General features: G+C 64.1%; 15 protein-coding genes and 1 pseudogene. 14 read left to right on the forward strand and 2 right to left on the reverse strand.

Annotated elements, in window-relative coordinates; all coding sequences use genetic code 11:
- Positions 1-470 precede the first annotated feature (470 nt).
- The 9 genes from E8F20_RS25235 to E8F20_RS25275 all read left to right on the forward strand — a co-directional run bounded on the left by E8F20_RS25235 (position 471) and on the right by E8F20_RS25275 (position 9368).
- Positions 471-623, forward strand: a complete 153-nt coding sequence (locus tag E8F20_RS25235) for a PSPA7_2676 family Cys-rich small protein (RefSeq protein WP_280286189.1) — start codon at positions 471-473, stop codon at positions 621-623.
- 125 nt (positions 624-748) lie between these two features.
- Positions 749-1903: a methyl-accepting chemotaxis protein gene (locus E8F20_RS25240; RefSeq protein ID WP_280286190.1), complete on the forward strand. Its 1155-nt coding sequence runs from the start codon at positions 749-751 to the stop codon at positions 1901-1903.
- A 209-nt stretch (positions 1904-2112) separates the two neighbouring features.
- Complete coding sequence (locus E8F20_RS25245) at positions 2113-2478, forward strand: response regulator (RefSeq protein WP_028628131.1); 366 nt, start codon at positions 2113-2115, stop codon at positions 2476-2478.
- Positions 2479-2499: 21 nt separating this feature from the next.
- Positions 2500-4317: a chemotaxis protein CheW gene (locus tag E8F20_RS25250; RefSeq protein WP_280286191.1), complete on the forward strand. Its 1818-nt coding sequence runs from the start codon at positions 2500-2502 to the stop codon at positions 4315-4317.
- Positions 4304-4789 (forward strand): chemotaxis protein CheW, encoded by a 486-nt coding sequence (locus E8F20_RS25255; RefSeq protein ID WP_280286192.1) that lies wholly within the window; start codon positions 4304-4306, stop codon positions 4787-4789. Before E8F20_RS25250 ends, E8F20_RS25255 begins: the two co-directional genes overlap by 14 nt.
- Positions 4790-4807: 18 nt before the next feature.
- Entirely contained in the window at positions 4808-6814 is a 2007-nt protein-coding gene (locus E8F20_RS25260) for a methyl-accepting chemotaxis protein (protein WP_280286193.1), read from the forward strand.
- Between the two features lie 49 nt (positions 6815-6863).
- On the forward strand, positions 6864-7709 hold the full coding sequence (locus E8F20_RS25265) for a CheR family methyltransferase (protein ID WP_280286194.1): 846 nt from the start codon (positions 6864-6866) through the stop codon (positions 7707-7709).
- Positions 7706-8317, forward strand: coding sequence for a chemotaxis protein CheD (locus E8F20_RS25270; RefSeq protein ID WP_280286195.1), 612 nt, complete (start codon positions 7706-7708; stop codon positions 8315-8317). The genes E8F20_RS25265 and E8F20_RS25270 overlap by 4 nt, the downstream gene beginning before the upstream one ends.
- Before the next feature lie 4 nt (positions 8318-8321).
- A complete protein-coding gene (locus E8F20_RS25275; RefSeq protein WP_280286196.1) occupies positions 8322-9368 on the forward strand; it encodes a chemotaxis response regulator protein-glutamate methylesterase in 1047 nt (348 codons plus the stop codon).
- Between the two features lie 207 nt (positions 9369-9575).
- Here the strand turns inward: E8F20_RS25275 and E8F20_RS25280 are convergent, their stop codons facing one another.
- The gene (locus E8F20_RS25280) at positions 9576-11000 is read right to left on the reverse strand and encodes a PLP-dependent aminotransferase family protein (RefSeq protein ID WP_280286197.1); all 1425 of its coding nucleotides are present in this window, start codon (positions 10998-11000) and stop codon (positions 9576-9578) included.
- A 143-nt stretch (positions 11001-11143) separates the two neighbouring features.
- On the opposite strand from E8F20_RS25280, the gene E8F20_RS25285 reads away from it, so the two are divergent.
- From E8F20_RS25285 to E8F20_RS25305, 5 genes and pseudogenes are all read left to right on the forward strand, one after another.
- On the forward strand, positions 11144-12043 hold the full coding sequence (locus E8F20_RS25285) for an EamA family transporter (RefSeq protein ID WP_280286294.1): 900 nt from the start codon (positions 11144-11146) through the stop codon (positions 12041-12043).
- A pseudogene (gene moeB, locus E8F20_RS25290) lies at positions 12040-13934 on the forward strand (molybdopterin-synthase adenylyltransferase MoeB). The gene E8F20_RS25285 and the pseudogene moeB overlap by 4 nt, the downstream one beginning before the upstream one ends.
- A gap of 10 nt (positions 13935-13944) precedes the next feature.
- The gene (locus E8F20_RS25295) at positions 13945-14859 is read left to right on the forward strand and encodes a cysteine synthase family protein (RefSeq protein ID WP_280286198.1); all 915 of its coding nucleotides are present in this window, start codon (positions 13945-13947) and stop codon (positions 14857-14859) included.
- Between the two features lie 21 nt (positions 14860-14880).
- On the forward strand, positions 14881-15858 hold the full coding sequence (locus E8F20_RS25300; protein WP_280286199.1) for a serine O-acetyltransferase: 978 nt from the start codon (positions 14881-14883) through the stop codon (positions 15856-15858).
- 11 nt (positions 15859-15869) lie between these two features.
- Complete coding sequence (locus tag E8F20_RS25305) at positions 15870-16592, forward strand: alanyl-tRNA editing protein (RefSeq protein ID WP_280286200.1); 723 nt, start codon at positions 15870-15872, stop codon at positions 16590-16592.
- Positions 16593-16873: 281 nt separating this feature from the next.
- On the opposite strand, the gene dmpG is transcribed toward E8F20_RS25305, so the two are convergent.
- On the reverse strand, positions 16874-17908 hold the full coding sequence (gene dmpG / locus E8F20_RS25310; RefSeq protein WP_280286201.1) for a 4-hydroxy-2-oxovalerate aldolase: 1035 nt from the start codon (positions 17906-17908) through the stop codon (positions 16874-16876).
- Between the last annotated feature and the right edge of the window lie 2 nt (positions 17909-17910).

Here is a 17910-nt window from a genome sequence, read left to right on the forward strand (position 1 = left end):
TTCCGCTCGGCCTCCTGAAGGGGCGTAGTCGCTGCCTCACCTTGCCTGCCTGGTATCAGGCCCATGTGGGCTTCAGGATGGTTCGTGCCTCGCCAGCGCGAGTCACCCCTCTCCCTCCGGGAGAGGGGCTGGGGAGGGCCGCGTTCGGGTGAGGGTTATGTCCGGCTGGCGCGGAAGCCTCGAAGGTCTGCACTAGAGCACCTCCTTCATCGTTGCAACAACTAACGCAGACATAGCCAATGAATTCGCCCCCACAGGCTGTGTGCCCCTGACAGGGGTTGCCCTGGATCAGCCCGGCGGCCGCCGCGTCTCCCCCGACCAACGGTGCCACCGTTCGCCCCTTTAGGTTGTGGGCTCTAGCGCGGGCGGCCGATGCTCGCGGCGACCCATGCCTCCAACAAGAACAAGGCACGTGCAGTTCCATCCACTACTGCCCGATCGAACCAGGGGTGATCCCCCGGGGAGGAGCCATGCGAATTCGTTGTTTTGTGCTCGGTTGTCATTGGACCGAGGGTTTTCGTACCGAAGTGGGCACCGTGCCCATGATCTGCCAGCGCTGCCTGCGCTGCGGTGCCCATCGCTACGTGAGCCTGCCGGAGGAGGACGCAGAAACAGCCGGATGAACGGCGCAGGCAGCCGACGGGTAGCCATTTGACAGCACGCTGCGACCCTCTAGCTTTAACCAGCGTTGCCGATGGCTTTCAAAGCGCCGCATTTCGGTTCAACCATCCTGGCAAGGGAGTGCTCCATGTCGCATCCGTCGTCCGCCAACCCCTTCAAGGGCCTGGCCCTGCATTCCCTGATCTGGCTGGCCTGCGCCGGCATGGTCGCCGTCGGCCTGCCGGCCTGGCTGGCCTTCACCGGTGGCTGGCTGGCCAGCCTGTTGCTGGTCTGGCTGCAACGGGAAGCACGCGTTCATGCCGCACAGGCCCATGCGCAACCAGTGGTGGCGACGCCCGACTGGCGGCAAACGCAGGATGCGCTGGATGAGCAGCTCGGTACCCTGAAGGCCCATGCCGGACAGGTCGATGGCCTGCTGCAGGATGCCATCGGTCGCCTCAGCGACAGCTTCCACGGCCTGGCCGCGCGCATCGACCAGCAGCGTGCGCACTCCCACTCCCTGATCGAACGCTATGGCAACCAGCAGGGTGTCGATGACGGCATGAACTTCCAGGAGTTCATTGCCACCACTCGCAACACCCTTGGCCTGTTCGTCGAGGCCACGCTGGAAACCAGCCAGACCTCCCAGGAACTGGTCAAGCGCATGGACCGGGTGACGCAGAAGATCGCCGATATCCTGAAATCCACCCACGATATGGACGCCATCGCCAAGCAGACCAACCTGCTGGCGCTGAACGCAGCCATCGAGGCCGCCCGCGCCGGCGAGAGCGGCCGGGGTTTCGCCGTGGTGGCCGACGAGGTACGTGCCCTTTCCACCCGCTCCACCGGGTTTTCCGAACAGATTCGCGAGCATGTGGATGTGGTCTACCGCGAGATCCAGGATGCCGAGTCGGCCATTGCCCAATTGGCGGACAAGGACATGGGCATCGCCCTGGAATCCAAGCAGCAACTGCATCACATGCTGGAAGACCTGGAAGGCATGAACCGCCACACCCTCAAGGTGATCCAGGAGCTGGACCGAATCTCGCTGGAGGTGGGCGCGGGTGTCGACCAGGCCATTACCGCCCTGCAGTTCCAGGACATGAGCAGTCAGTTGATCGGGCAGATGCGCAAGCACTTCGCCAAGCTCGGCAGTTTCGCGACGGGTATCGGCGGGCTGCATGCGGTAGCGCCGGAGCACTGGGCGGTACGGGTCGAAGAGGAAACCGCTGAACTGAGGAAACCGGTCGCCAACCCCGTGAGCCAGAGCAGTGTCAATGCGGGCGAGGTGGAGCTTTTCTGAGTCGATAGCCCTCAGCCATTTGCCGCTCATCCGCGCGACGAATGACTGACGCCAGTGGCTGGACGCTCGATAGGCGCCCATCTACACCTAACCATGGCCACTAGCCAGCAGACGGATGCAACACCTTGCAAAAGGGGCGAATTCATTCGCCAAGGGCGACGAAGGTGCGCCTAAAAAAACAGAAAAAAGCGGCATGGAGAGCGGCACTGATGAGCAAGCAGATCCTGATAGTCGACGATTCGGCATCCATACGGCAGATGCTGAGCTTCACCCTCAAGGCCGCCGGGTACCTCGTGGACGAGGCGGTCGATGGCAAGGATGGCCTCGGCAAGGCACAGAGCAAGGCCTACAACCTGGTATTCACCGACCAGAACATGCCCAACATGGACGGGCTGAGCCTGATCCGCAGCCTGCGAGGGCTGCCTGGCTACCGCGCCACCCCGATCCTGATGCTGACCACCGAGTCCAGCGACACCATGAAACAGCAAGGCAAGTCCGCCGGCGCCACCGGTTGGCTGGTCAAGCCCTTCGATCCGCCGAAACTGCTGGAAGTCACCCGCAAGGTCCTCCCCTGACCCCTGCACAAGGCGCTTCCCATGAGCGACGGGATGAATCAATTCCTCCAGGTGTTCTTCGAGGAAACCGAAGAGCACCTGGCCAGCCTCGAACTGCTGCTGCTCGGTCTCGACCTGCAGCAGCCTGACGCGGAAGAGCTCAACGGCATCTTCCGCGCCGCCCATTCCATCAAGGGTTCGGCCGGCATGTTCGGTTTCGATGACCTGACCGCCGTGACCCACGAGCTGGAAACCCTGCTCGACCGCATTCGCAGCGGACAGATGGCCCTGCACGGCGAGATGGTCGACCTCTTCCTGCAGGCCCGTGATGTGCTGATGCGTCTGCTGGACGCCCATCGCCAGCAACGCTCGGACCCGAGTGTGCCGGTGGCCGAGACAGTCGCCCGCCTGCGCGAGTTGCTGGAGGCCGCACCGGCCGCCCGTGAAGAGGCAAGCTTCGGCTTCTTCGATGAAGTGCCGGAGGCGGAAGCCGGCGACGGCTTCGGCTTCTTCGACGATACGCCCAGTACGCCCGCCCTGGCCGAATCCAGCGACTTCGGTTTCTTCGATGACGCGCCCGGCGTACCGGTCCAGGTCGCCGCCGAACCGCCCAAGCCAGTGCCGGCGGCAATACCGGCCACCAGCAAACCGGCAGCTGCTGAAGGCGAATCCAGCTCCATCCGCGTCAGCGTCGAGAAGATCGACAGCCTGATCAATCTGGTGGGCGAGCTGGTCATCACCCAGGCCATGCTCGGCCAACTCGGTGGCGAGTTGGACCCAAGCGTCCACGAACGTATTCACCAGGCCCTGGCGCAACTGGAACACAACACCCGCGACCTGCAGGAATCGGTGATGTCGATCCGCATGTTGCCCATCAGTTTCATCTTCAGCCGCTTTCCGCGCCTGGTGCGCGACACCTCGGCGCGGCTCGGCAAGCAGGTTGAGCTGGTGCTGCAGGGCGAGCACACCGAGCTGGACAAGGGCGTGATCGAGCGCCTCAGCGACCCGCTCACCCACATCGTGCGCAACAGCATCGACCACGGTATCGAGTTGCCTGAGGCGCGCCTGGCCGCCGGCAAGCCGGCCAGCGGCACGGTGCGCCTGGGAGCCTTCCACCAGGGCGGCAGCATAGTTGTCCAGATCAGCGATGACGGCCGTGGCCTGGACCGTGAGCGCATCCTCGCCAAGGCCCGCGAGAAGAACCTGGCGGTGCATGAGGGCATGAGCGACGCCGAGGTCTGGCCATTGATTTTCATGCCCGGCTTCTCCACTGCCGAAGTGGTCACCGACCTCTCCGGGCGCGGCGTCGGCATGGACGTGGTCAAGCGCAACATCCAGTCCATGGGCGGGCGCATCGACATCGACTCGGTCGCGGGCCTGGGCACCCGCATCAACATCCGTCTGCCGCTGACGCTGGCCATCCTCGACGGCCTGATCGTCGCCGTGGCGTTCACCCATTATGTGATTCCGCTGACCTACATCGTCGAATCGCTCCAGCCCAAGGCAGCGGACATCCGTGGCCTGGGGGGCGAGGAAGGCGCGGTGATCCGCGTGCGTGGCGAGTACCTGCCGCTGCTCTCGCTGCACGACCTGTTGGGCGAATCCACCCCGCCGCTGCCGGCCGAGCAGTCCATCGTGGTCATCCTCGAAGCCGACGGGCGCCACTTCGCCCTGCTGGTGGATGACCTGGTGGGCCAGCAGCAGGTGGTGATCAAGAGTCTGGAGCAGAACTTCCGCCGGATCGAAGGCATCGCCGGCGCCACCATCATGGGCGACGGCAGCGTCGCCCTGATCCTGGATGTCGACGCCCTGCCGGGCCTGGCCCAACAACAAGGAGCGGTACTGCATGAACTCACCTAATACGGAACAGGCCGGACAGCTGGCCCAGGAGTACCTGACCTTCACCCTCGGTCGCGAGGAGTACGCCATCGACATACTCCGGGTGCAGGAAATTCGCGGCTATGACCAGGTGACCGCCATCGCCAACAGCCCGGCCTTCATCAAGGGCGTGATCAACCTGCGCGGCGCCATCGTTCCCATCGTCGACCTGCGCATCAAGTTCAACCTGGCCGACGTCACCTACGACCCATTCACCGTGGTGATCATCCTCAACATCGGCCGGCGCATCGTCGGCGTGGTGGTGGATTCGGTGTCCGACGTGATCGCCCTGTCGGGCGAGGAGATCAAGCCACCGCCGGAGTTCGGCGCCAGTTTCGATACGGAGTACCTGCTGGGCCTTGCCACCGCGGCCGAGCGGATGTTGATCCTGGTGGATATCGAGAAGCTGATGACCAGCCGCGAAATGGGCCTGGTCGAAGCAGCCGCAGCCTGACACGCAAGGGGATAATCCATGGGTCTGTTCAACGGAAAAGCACAAGCACAGCTTCGCGCGCAGCACCTGGCCGGCCTTATCCAGGGCCTGGCCGACGGAAATCTCGACCAATCGATCGGCGCCGGCGACGACCCGATCTGGACGCCGGTCTACGACAGCCTCGCCCGCCTGCAGAAAGGCCTGCGCCAGCAACAGACGGAAACCACCCAGACCGAGGCGCTGGACAGGGCCCTGGTGGAAATGACCCGTCAGCATAGCGACGGCTGGATCGACGAAGTCATCCCGGTGGCACAGTTCAGCGGCACCCAGGCGCGCATCGCCAAAGGCGTCAATGACCTGGTGGCCGCCCACATCGCGGTAAAGATGCAAGTGGTGCGCGTGGTCACCGCCTATGGCGATGGCGACTTCAGCCAGGACATGGACCGCCTGCCCGGCAAGAAGGCGCAGATCACCCAGGCCATCGACAAGGTCCGCGACCAGTTGAGCAGCGCTGCCCAGGCCGCCAGCGAGAACATCCGCATCAAGAGTGCCCTGGACAACTGCAGCACCAACGTGATGATCGCCGACGGCGAGCGCAACATCATTTACATGAACAAGACCGTCACCAGCATGCTGCAGAACGCCGAGGCCGACCTGCGCAAGGCCTTGCCGAGCTTCTCGGTGAGCAAGCTGCTGGGCGGTTCGATCGACCAGTTCCACAAGAACCCGGAACACCAGAAACGCCTGCTCGCCACCTTCACCAGCACCTTCCGTGCGCAGATCGAGGTTGGTGGACGCACCTTCGGCCTGGTCGCCAACCCGGTCATCAGCGACAACGGCGAGCGTCTCGGCTCGGTGGTGGAATGGGCCGACCGAACCCTGGAAGTGAACGTCGAGCGCGAAGTGGCCGGGCTGGTCGGTGCCGCCGCCAACGGCGACTTCTCCAAACGCATCAACGAAGAGGGCAAGACCGGCTTCATCCTCAACCTGGCGACCGGTCTCAACCAGTTGGTAGACACCGCCGACAAGGGCCTCAAGGACGTCTCGCGGATGCTCAGCGCCCTGGCCAAGGGTGATCTTTCGCAGAGCATCAGTGCCGACTACCAGGGCACCTTCGGCGAACTCAAGGACTACTCCAACGAAACCGCGCAGAGCCTGTCGCGCATGCTCGGACAGATCCGCGAAGCCGCCGACACCATCAACACCGCCGCCGGAGAAATCTCCAGCGGCAACGCCGAGCTGTCCACCCGCACCGAGCAACAGGCCTCCAGCCTGGAAGAAACCGCCTCCAGCATGGAGGAACTGACCAGCACGGTGAAACTCAACGCCGAGAACGCACGCCAGGCCAACTCCCTGGCGGTGAACGCCTCGGAAGTGGCCACTGAAGGCGGCAACGTGGTGCAGAAGGTGGTCAGCACCATGACCGCCATCAACGAGTCGGCGCGGAAAATCTCCGACATCATCGGCGTCATCGACGGCATTGCCTTCCAGACCAACATCCTCGCCCTCAACGCTGCGGTGGAAGCCGCCCGCGCCGGTGAGCAGGGGCGAGGCTTCGCCGTGGTGGCAGCCGAGGTACGCACCCTGGCGCAGCGCTCGGCGGCGGCAGCCAAGGAGATCAAGACGCTGATTTCCGACTCGGTGAGCAAGGTGGAGAACGGCAACACCCTGGTGGCCCAGGCCGGCCAGACCATGAGCGACATCGTGATCGCCATCAAGCGGGTCACCGACATCATGGCGGAGATCGCCGCCGCGTCCGCCGAGCAGAGCCGTGGCATCGAGGAGGTCAACGGCGCGGTCAATCAGATGGACGAGATGACCCAGCAGAACGCCGCCCTGGTGGAAGAGGCCGCCGCTGCAGCCGAAGCCCTGCAGGAACAGGCCGGGCTGATGGCCCAGTCGGTGGCGGTGTTCAAGCTGGACCCGGCCCATGCCGGCCAGCCCGACGCAGCCCGCGGGGCCACTCGGCACAAGTCGCCCGCGAGGCCGCAGCGCACGGCCGGCCGCGTCGGACGAAGCAAGGAAGAGGAATGGGAGGAATTCTAGTCCCAGGCCATAACCCCGGCGCTTGCGCCGGGGCTTTCGAGGTGACGCGATGAACGCGCTGGTACTTGGCGAACACGAGTTCGGCTACAACGATCACGACTTCGAGCAGGTGCGCGAGCGGCTCTATCGCCGCGCGGGCATCAGCCTGGCCACCAGCAAACAGCAGATGGTCTACAGCCGTCTGGCACGTCGCCTGCGCCAACTGGAACTGCACAACTTTTCCAGTTACCTCGCCTACCTCGACCAGCACCCCGAGGAATGGCAACCCTTCATCAACGCGCTGACCACCAACATCACCGCGTTCTTCCGCGAGCGCCACCACTTCGACCAGCTCACCACCCTGGCGCGCGAACACCAGCACCGAGGCCGTCCACTGCGTTTCTGGTCAGCCGCCTCCAGCACCGGGGAAGAGCCCTATTCCATGGCCATTGCCCTGCACCAGGCCTTGGGCGGGCGGGCCCAGGGCGTGCAGATCATTGCCTCCGACATCGACACCGGCGTGCTGGAAATCGCGCGCCGTGGCGTCTACCCGCTGGAACGCATCGAGCAGTTGGACCCGGCATTGAAGAAGCGCTATTTCCAGCGCGGCACCGGTGCCAACGCCGGACTGGCGCGTATAGTGCCGGAGCTGCGGCAGATGGTGGAGTTCCGCCGCATCAACCTGCTGGATGCCGACTGGCACCTCGGCGGCGGGCTGGACGCCATCTTCTGTCGCAACGTGATGATCTATTTCGACAAGCCCACCCAAGTGCGCCTGCTGGAACGCATGGTGCGCCTGCTCAGGTCCGACGGCCTGTTCTTCGCCGGTCATTCGGAAAGCTTCGTGCAGGCCAACCATGTGGTGAAGCTGGTCAGCCGCACGGTCTACCAGCCTGTGCCGGGAGTCCCGACATGAAAGGTGAAACCGCAGGCGCCATCGCCGCCACCCGCTATTTCGACCCGGACCACCAGTTGCCGGCCGTCAAGCTACTGCCCGGCGAGTACTACGCCACCACTGAAGACCAGGTGCTGGTCTCGGTGCTTGGCAGCTGTGTGGCGGTCTGCCTGTTCGACCTGCAGCGCGGCATCGGCGGCATGAACCAGTTCCTGCTGCCCGAGCCCGGCCCCGGCAGCGGCCTGGCCAGCGCGTCCACGCATCATGGCGTGCGCATCATGGAGCAGCTCAGCGAAGAGCTGCTGCGCCAAGGCGCCCGCCGCCACCAGTTGGAAGCCAAGGTCTTCGGCGCCGGCAACCTGCCCAACGACCTGCTGCGGGTCGACACCACCCTGCGCACCGTGGAGTTCGTCCATAGCTACCTGGATACCGAAGGCATTCCCCTGCTGGCCGAGGACGTGATGGGCGCTGAGGCGCGCAAGGTCTACGTATTCCCTTCCAGCGGCAAAGTGCTGGTGAAGAAGCTCAAGAGCCTGCACAACGACACCATCCTGCAACGCGAGCTGGAATACATCCTCTACCTCAAGCGCGGGGAGGCGCTGGGGCCCTACGACCTGTTCAAGGAGTGAACACGTGCCCATCAAGGTACTGGTGGTGGATGACTCGGCGCTCATCCGCAGCCTGCTCAGCGAGATCGTCCGTGCCGACCACGAACTGCAACTGGTGGGCGTAGCGCCCGACGCCTATGTGGCCCGCGACCTGATCAAGCAGCACGCGCCGGACGTCATCACCCTGGACGTGGAAATGCCGCGCATGGACGGTCTGACCTTCCTCGACAAACTGATGAAGGGCCGGCCGACGCCCGTGGTGATGATTTCCTCCCTCACCGAGCGCAGCTCCGAAGCCACCCTGCGGGCCCTGGAACTGGGCGCCATCGACTTCATCGCCAAGCCCAAGCTGGGCATCGCCGAAGGAATGCAGGCCTATGCCGAAGAGATTCGCGCCAAGCTCAAGGTGGCCGCACGCGCGCGGATGGTCCGCCGCATCGCCGCGGAACGTCCGGCAGAGCGCGGCCTGCCCATCGTCGGCACCGAGAAACTGATCGCCATCGGCGCCTCCACCGGCGGCACCGAGGCCATCAAGGAAGTACTGCTGGGCCTGCCGGCGGACAGCCCCGGCGTGGTCATCACCCAGCACATGCCCGCGGGCTTCACCCGCTCCTTCGCCGCGCGCCTGGACAAGCTCTGCCGCATCAGCGTCAGCGAAGCCCGCGACGGCGACCGCATCCTCCCCGGCACCGCCCTCCTCGCCCCCGGCGGCCTGCACATGGAAGTGACCCGCTCCGGCGCCAACTATGTCGCGCGACTGTCGGACGCACCGCCGGTCAACGGCCACCGTCCGGCCGTGGATGTGATGTTCAACAGCGCCGCCCGCTGCGCCGGCCGCAACCTGATCGCCGCCCTGCTCACCGGCATGGGCAAGGACGGCGCCCGTGGCCTGTTGGAAATCCGCGAATCCGGCGGCTACACCCTGGCCCAGGACGAGGCCAGCTGCGTCGTGTACGGCATGCCCCGGGAAGCGGCGGAAATCGGCGCGGCGGAAGAAGTGCTGCCGCTGGAGGAGATCGGCCCGGCGCTGCTGGCGCAGGCGAGGAGAAGGGGGAGTGGGAATCGGGTGTGACGACACATCAGACCTTGTAGATACCGTCTTGCGCCCTAGTGGGCAAGAACCAGTTTCGAATCGTATGGCCGACCCGATTTCAGTACCCCATAGGCGATGTGCAGCAGCTTGCGCATCGCCGAAGCATCCATACACTTCGAAAAATCCAGCCGCTCCGAATACCCCTCGCTCCCGGCCAGAGCCCTGGAATGCCCTCACCAGAAGGGATCACTCGTCGAACTGGCCGCTGTCCTGCCGCAACGTGTTGGCCAGGACCTTGAAGCCCTCCAGAAGCAGTTGATCGTCGTGCGAGGCATTGCTGACGCTGGCCCGCACGAACTGCGGCACCGCTGCCCGACCGATGGCGAAGGCTTCCGCCGTGGCGATCAGATAGCTCTTCAGCTTCAGGTCGGCCTCCACATCTGATGCACGCCAGGGCTCGGGCACTTCGATCCAGAAATGGGGGCACTGCGGATGGGTTCGATAGTTCAAGCCTTCCAACTGCCCCTGCACCAATTGCTTGCGCCGGGCGATCTCGGCGATCTGCTGGCGCAACAGTTTCTTCGCGATGCCGTTTTCGATCCAATTACTGGCCAACTCCATCGCCAGCGGTGTGGCCATCCAGCAAGTGGCGCGAAGGGCGGCACCTATGCGGCTGATCAGGGTCGTCGGGGCATGCAGGTAACCCACCCGCAGGCCAGCGGCTACCGCCTTGCTCAGGCTGCTGATCAGCACCGTGCGCTCCGGCGCGTAGTGGCTCAGGGGAGGCGGGCGGTTCTCCACCAGCACGGCGTGCGCCTCGTCTTCAATGATCAGCAGGTTGTGTTCGCGGCAGATGGCGACTATCGCCTCCCGGCGCTGCGCGGACAGCACGCCGGTGGTCGGGTTTTGCAAGGTCGGGCTGCAGTAGATGGCGCTGACCCGGTTGTGTCGGCACAACTCATCGAGCGACGCCGGGATCAGCCCCTCGTCGTCAATCGCCGCGCCGAGCAGTTTGATGCCAAGCATGCGCGCGACGGTGATCAGCCCCGGATAGGTGAGCTGCTCAGTAACCAGGGTGTCGCCGGCGCGCAACAACGCCATCAGCGTGCAGAGCAGTCCGTGCTGGCCGCCATTGACGCACAGCACCTGCTCCGCCTGGGGCTGGAAGTCGCCGTGGGCGAGCCACTGCGCGCCGGCTTGGCGGTAGTGCGGCAGGCCCGCGTCAGGGGAATACAGGGTCAATTCGGTGAGGGTGCTCGGGTCGCGGGCGAGGTCCAACAGGCTCTGCGCCAGGAGGCGGGTTTCCGAGCCGGGAATGTGCATGTTGCGGCTCATGTCGTACTGCTCCGGCCGCTCCTCGACAAAATTGCTGAAGCCAGCGTCGCGCTTGCGCTCCAGCTCTCGCTGGCGGACGAAGGTGCCATCGCCCACCCGTGCCACCACCAGGCCCATGCGCTCCAGTTCGGCATAGGCGCGGCTGACCGTGCCTATGGTCACGCCAAGGCGGTCCGCCAGGATGCGATGGGGCGGCAGCTTCCCCCCCTCTTCGATGCTCCCCTCCAGGATGCTGATTTCCATGGCACTGGCGAGGCGCTTGTACTTGGCACCGTACCCCGAGCTTAACGCCTCCCCGAGCATTGGCACCGTGTCAATAATTGTTTTGACAGCCATCATTCGCCCAAATAGCCTAATTAAACAGTATCAATATAAGTTGATGATCTGATATTCGGCGCTCAATTTATCAGAAAACAAGGATTGTCATCATGCCAATTCCAGCGGCAGTTGATAACACCAGCCAATCCAGGAAGCAGTGGCTGGCGGCGCTCGTCACTTCCCTGTTGTTCCTGACGGTGTGCCTGAGTTGGGGTACCACCTGGCTGGGCATCAAGATTGCCGTGGAAACGGTGCCGCCACTGACCGCGTCCGGCCTGCGCTTCCTGATCGCCTTTCCACTCTTCCTCAGCTTCGCCCTGATCCGCGGCGACTCGATATTCTTCCCGCGCCACCACCTCGGCTTCTTCGTCTTCGTCACCCTGTGCTACTTCAGCCTGCCCTACTACCTGCTCAACTACGGCGAGACCCATGTTTCCTCGGGTCTTACCGCGTTGCTGTTCAGCTGCATGCCGGTGTTCATCCTGATCTTTTCCGCATTGTTCCTGCGCGAACGCATCTACCTGTCCCAGGTCATAGGCATCGCCATCGGCTTCGGCAGCCTGTTCATGATCCTGCGTGGCCAGGGCCTGAGCCTGGCCCACGACGAGTTCGCCGGGGTGCTGGCGATCCTCTCCGCCGCCGTGATGCACGCGTTGTGCTACGTGGTGACAAAGCAGAAAGGCGCCGCAATCAGCGTTATCACCTTCAACACCCTGCCCATCGGCCTGGCCGGGCTGATGTTGTTCCTCGTTAGCCTGGGCGTGGAGCAGCCGGACTTCGCCGCCATCAGTGCGCGCTCCTGGTGGGCGCTGACCTACCTCGGCCTGTTCGCCTCGGTGGGCGGCTTCATAGTTTATTTCTTCCTGCTCAAACGCCTGAGCCCGGTGATCCTGTCCTTCGTCTTCATCATTTTCCCAGTGTTCGCCGTGATCGTCGGTTCCTGGTACGAGGGGCTGCCGATCTCCCGCGACCTGGCGTTGTATTCCGCCCTGCTGCTGGCCGGTTTCGCCATCACCAAGATGCCGATGGAAAAGCTCCTGGCGAGGAAGGCTGAGCCATGAACGAACACCACCTCCTCGAGCGTCAAGCCCTGCAGGCCATCTATCGCCACGCCGCCAACGCCTACCCCGAGGAGTGCTGCGGATTTGTCTTCGCCAATGCTGGGGTGCACTGCGGCGAGAACATCCAGAACGCGCTCAACCAACTCAACCCTGAGGTGTACCGGCGCAGCGCCGCCAACGGGTACACCTTCGCGGTGGCCGACACCCTGCTGCTCAACCGCAGCCTAAGCGGCGACAACCCTGTGCGGGTCATCTACCACTCGCACCCGGACGTCGGCGCTTACTTCAGCCGTGAGGACGAGGACAAGGCGTTGTTCTTGGGCCAACCGATCCTCCCCGTGGCCTATCTGGTGGTGGACGTGCGCGCTGGCGAGGTGCAGGGCGCCAAGCTGTTCGAATGGAGCGGTGAAAGATTCGTCTGCAGCCGGGAGTTTCCCGGCTGCCCTTAATGGACTATTTCAAAAGGAGTTTGGCTATGAGAATGGTGATTTTCCCTGAGGTGCTGGCGCGCGTCGCCAAGTTGCCTGCCGCGCGAATGGAAGGCGCAGGGGGTACGGTGCGCGAACTGGTGGAGAACGTTTGTAGTCGTCATGCCGGATTACGCGATCATCTCTTTTACGGCAACCAGCAGTTCAAGGAGCACTTCCTCCTTACCTCTGGCGGCGAGTTGGTATACGCAGATAGTCGGCTGCCGGCAGGCGCCAAGCTGGAGATCATGCTCGCCACTTCTGGCGGGCTGGACTGCGACGAGCTGAGCAACGACGAGGTGCGCCGCTACGTCCGCCATATCACCTTGCCCAACGTCGGTCGCCAGGGTCAGCTGCGCCTGAAAAATGCGCGTGTGCTGGTCATCGGTACCGGTGGCCTGGGCTCGCCAGTCAGCCTGTATCTGGCTGCCGCCGGCATCGGCGCTCTCGGCCTGGTGGACTTCGACCGGGTCGAGAGCAGCAACCTGCAACGCCAAGTGGTGCACGGCACCAGCACCCTAGGCCTGGCAAAGGTGGAGTCGGCGCGCCAGCGCCTGCAGGACCTCAACCCCGACATCCGCGTCGTCGCCCACGACTGCGCGCTGACCCTCGACAACGCCCTGCAGCTGGTGGGTGACTACGACTTGGTGGTGGACGGCACCGATAACTTCGCCACCCGCTATCTACTTAACGACGCTTGTGTGCTGCTCAAGCGTCCGCTGGTGTATGGCGCACTGCACCGTTTCGACGGGCAGATGAGCGTATTCAACCACCAGGACGGCCCCTGCTACCGCTGCCTACACCCCAAGAGCCCACCCGCCGAGCTGGCCCCCAACTGCAACGCTGACGGGGTGATTGGCGTGCTGCCCGGGGTGGTCGGGCTGATCCAGGCCACCGAGGCGATCAAGCTGATCCTCGGTATCGGCGAGCCTCTGGTCGGCCGCCTAATGCGCTTCGACGCTCTGGCGATGAAGTTCACCGAAGTGCGCTTCAAGCGCCGCCCCGATTGCCCCACCTGCTCGCCGGCGCGTAGTAGCTGCGAACTGCAGGTCGAGGCGCCCTTAGCCTGCGCCGCCACCGCCGCGCCCGGCGTCGCAATGCTGAAGGAGCTGCTGATCAGCCCTCAGCAGTTGCAGCTCGACCTAGATCGCGGCGAAGACCTGCAACTGCTGGACGTACGCGAGCCCAACGAGCTGGAAGTCTGCCACCTGCCCGGCGTCATCAACGTCCCGTTGGGCGAGCTGGCCGAACGCCTGGACGAGCTGGAGCGCGATCGACGTCTGTGCCTGATCTGCTATGGCGGCCCGCGTGCCGAACGCGCCGCCCGCCAGTTGCTGGATGCCGGCTTCACCCGGCTGCAGGTGCTGCAGGGTGGGATGAAGGCCTGGGCACGCGACGTCGACCGCGACATGCCGCTGTACTGAGAGACTGCAGATGATCCACGAATCCCTACTGCAGGCCATTGGTGAAACACCAGTGGTGCGCTTGGCGGCCTTCAGCGCCGAAACCGGGCTGGAGGTTTACGCCAAGTTGGAATCGCTCAACCCCGGCGGCAGCCATAAGGCGCGCATAGCCCTGGCCATGGTCCGCGACGCCGAGGCCCGCGGCATTCTAATGCCGGGTAGCGGCCAGACGATCATCGAGCCGAGCGGCGGTAATACCGGCATCGGCCTGGCCATTGCCGGCAATATCCTCGGCTACCGAGTAGTGCTGGTGATCCCCGACAACTACAGCCCGGAGAAACAGAAGCTGCTAAGCCTCTATGGCGCCAAAGTTGTGCTGTCCGACAGCCGTCGCGGCAACAACTCCCATGGCGAGAAGGCCCTGGAACTGCAGCTGGAGAACCCGAGCTACGTGATGCTCAACCAACAACGAAACCCGGCCAACCCTGAGATCCACCGGCGCACCACCGCCCAGGAGATTCTCCGCGACTTCGCCGAACATCCCCTCGACTATCTGGTTGCAGGCATCGGCACTGGCGGCCACATCACCGGCCTGGCCGAGACGCTTAAGATGCGCTGGCCGAGGCTGCGGGTGTTCGGCGTGGAGCCAGAGAATTGCGATCTGCTAGCCGACTGCCACGCAACACACGAGATCCAAGGGCTGTCCATCGGCCTGGTGCCCGCCATCCTCAACCTAGACGTACTCGACGGCATGCTCAAGGTCTCCAAACGGGACTGCCTGGAGCGGGTGCGCCGCACAATGCGCGGCGACGGCGTCAGCCTGGGGCTGTCCTCGGCGGCCAATCTGGTGGCCATAGCCCAGTTGACCGGCGATCTGCCACGCGGCACACGGGTGCTGACGCTGATCTACGACGGCGTCGACAGCTACCTGCCCCATTTCGACTGAAGCACTGTGGAGAACAATAGGATGTGTGGACGTCTCGACAGGTTGACGCTGTATGACGGAATGCTGGAAAACCTGGTATCTGCGCTCAATCCGGGAGACATCAGCCGGCTGATGCCGCACCTGGACGGCATTATGGACAGCGCATTGCAACAGGCGACCGAGGACCTGCAGGCCTTCGCCGAACGTGATCCCGCCTCGTGCGGACACACCGAGCTGATCCTCGGAACCTACGCCTCATTCAAGGCGGTGCTGTTACATCGCCTGGCGCATCAGGTCTGGCTGCGCGACAGCCTGCAGAATCGCACGCTCATTGCCCACCGTCTGGCCAACGTCGGCAAGCTGCAGTCCGGTGTGGAGATCCACCCGGCGACGCGCATCGGCAGACGCTTTGTGCTGGACCACGGTTTCGGCACCGTGATCGGCGAGACCTGCGAAATAGGTGACGACTGCTACTTGCTCAGCGGCGTGACCCTGGGTGCTTCCGGCATTGCCAACAACCCTGGGGGAAAACGCCACCCGAAACTGGGCAACGGCGTAGAGGTGGGGGCCGGCGCGCGTATCCTCGGCGCGGTGAACATCGGCGACAACGTATTCATCAGTCCCGCCTGCGTCATCACGCGCGACGTGCCAGCCAATACCCGCGTGAGCATCGTCAATCAACTGCAGATGCAGCGCGCCACCCATACCTCCAGCCGAGGTTTCCTCGGTGCCTTCGCCCTAGGCGAGCGCCTGCACCTAGTCGGCGAACTGCCGGAAACGGGTGCGATCAGAGTGCTAGATGCCGAGCACCGCAGCCTCAGCAAACTGATCCTGGAATGCACGGTGCAGGAGCGTCATCACCGCCAGTATCGCATGCGCAAACTTGGCCTCGTGGTGCCCGCGCCACTTTATCCGGTGCATCTGCGGGTTGATGGCCCGGCCCACAACGTGACCCTACTAGACCCGCCAGGCCTGAGCAGCCTGGTCTGCTCGGTACTCACCCCCACCTGCTCAGCATAAAAGACTGACTCATGACCCTGCAGACCCGCTCCCTGTTCGACGAATCCCCCTACCAACACACCTTTACTGCTCGCGTGCTGGCCATCGGCGAGCTGGGCGTGGCCCTGGAGCAGACGCTGTTCTACCCCACCGGCGGCGGCCAGCCCGGCGATCAGGGACATCTCCTACTGCCGGACGGCTCAGCGGCCACGGTGCTCGGTACCCAGCGCGACCCGCTGCTGCGCTCTCTCATCTGGCACCAGTTGGAAAACCCTGCGGCACTCCAGGCGGGCCAGGAAGTGCAGGGCTGTCTCAATTGGGAGCGGCGATACCAACACATGCGCATGCACACTTGCCTGCACTTACTGTGCAGCATCATTGATGCACCGGTGACAGGCTGCAGCATCGGTGCCGAAAAAAGCCGCCTTGACTTCGACCTACCGGAGTCGACTCTGGATAAAGAGCAGATCACCCGCAGCCTCAACGAGCTGATCAACGCCGCATTGGACGTACGGGCGCATGAACTGCCGGCCAGCGAGTACCGACGCCTTCTCGAACTCAGCGGCAACCGCATACCTCCGCCGATGACTCATGGCAAAGTGCGGGTGATCGATATCCCAGGAGTGGATCTCCAGCCCTGTGGCGGCACCCATGTACACAACACCCAGGAGATCGGGCCAGTGGTCTGCGACAAAATCGAGAAGAAGAGCCGGCACAACCGACGCTTGATCCTGCGCTTTGCCTGCGTTTCGTGACCGGATCTTGTCCGCCGCTTTCCCGCCTACGCACTGGCCCCTTGCCCAACCTGATGTCTGTAGAGACGGAAAGCCCTCTCCCAGAGGGAGAGGGCGCAGTTCGCGCATGAGATCAGCCTTGAGTCACCCCTCCCCCCTGGGGTGAAGAGGCACGATTTCGGAAACACCGCTTCCGGTGCCGATAAACGCCTGAGCGCGAAGCGATCAGGCTGGGGCGCAGAGCGGGACCGGGGCGCGCCGCGTTCGGATGAGGGACGTCGGGCACCGCTCGGTGCCAGACCTCAAGTCGGCAACACCTCGCGCTGACGCGACAGGGTCAACGCCAGGTCTTCGATCATGTCTTCCTGCCCACCCACCGTACCGCGACGGCCCAGCTCCACCAGCAGTTCGCGGGCCTGGATGCCGTACTTCTTCTCGGCACGCTTGGCGAACAGCAGGAAGGAGCTGTAGACCCCGGCATAACCCAGGGTCAGGGCATCGCGGTCGACGCGGATCGGCTGGTCCATCATCGGCACCACCAGGTCCTCGGCCACGTCCATGATCGTGTAGAGGTCGATGCCGGTAGCCACGCCCATGCGCTCCAGCACCGCCACGAACACCTCCAGCGGGGTGTTGCCGGCGCCAGCCCCCAGGCCCGCTACCGAGCCGTCGATACGCGCGGCACCCGCCTCGATGGCGGCCAGGGAGTTGGCGATGGCCATGCCCATGTTGTGGTGGCCGTGGAAACCGACCTCGGTGCCGGCATTCAGCCCGTTACGCAGCACGGCGATCTTCTCGGTCACTTCATCGGGCAACATGTAGCCCGCCGAGTCGGTGCAGTAGATGCAGTTGGCGCCGTAGCGCTCCATCAGCTTCGCCTGCTCCAGCAGTTTTTCCGCGCTGACCATGTGCGCCATCATCAGGAAGCCGACGGTGTCCAGTCCCATCTTCGCGGCCATGCCAATGTGTTGGCCGGAGACGTCCGCCTCGGTGCAGTGGGTGGCGACGCGGATGGTGGAAACGCCGAGGTCATGGGCCATTTTCAAGTGGTCGACGGTGCCGATGCCCGGCAGCAGCAGCGCCGAAACCTTGGCCTGCTTGAGCTTGGGGATCACCGCATCGAAGTACTCCTCGTCCGAGTGGGCCGGGAAGCCGTAGTTCAGCGAGCTGCCGCCCAGGCCATCGCCATGGGTGATCTCGATCAGCGGAACGCCGGCGGCATCGAGGCCGGTGGCCACGGCGACCATCTCGTCCAGGCTGATCTGGTGGCGCTTGGCATGCATGCCGTCGCGCAGGCTCATGTCGTGCAGGCGCACGTGCTTACCTTGCAGGTTCATGG

The organism is Pseudomonas sp. BN415 (genome assembly GCF_029871195.1).
GTDB classification, from domain to species: domain Bacteria; phylum Pseudomonadota; class Gammaproteobacteria; order Pseudomonadales; family Pseudomonadaceae; genus Metapseudomonas; species Metapseudomonas resinovorans.